The following is a 241-nucleotide window of genomic DNA, read 5'->3' on the forward strand; positions in this document are numbered from 1 at the left end:
TCTATGGTCAGACCGAGAATTGCGGCGTGGCAACGCTGATGCCGAACGACCGCATCAAGCTCGGCTCGGTCGGCAAGGCCGCACCGTGGGGCGAGGTCATGATCTGCCCGAAGGGCGAAATCCTCGTCAAAGGCGATTACCTGTTCATGGGTTATCTGAACCAGCCCGAGAAAACCGCGGAGACCATCGACGCGAAGGGCTGGCTGCATACTGGCGATGTCGGCACCATCGACAACGAAGG

1 pseudogene is annotated in these 241 nt (G+C 60.2%); it reads left to right on the forward strand.

Annotated features, from left to right (window positions below):
• Positions 1-26: 26 nt before the first annotated feature.
• A pseudogene (locus RVY79_RS21265) lies at positions 27-241 on the forward strand (AMP-binding protein); the annotation flags it as partial.

It is taken from the genome of Chromohalobacter sp. HP20-39, assembly GCF_033052815.1.
Classification (GTDB): domain Bacteria; phylum Pseudomonadota; class Gammaproteobacteria; order Pseudomonadales; family Halomonadaceae; genus Chromohalobacter.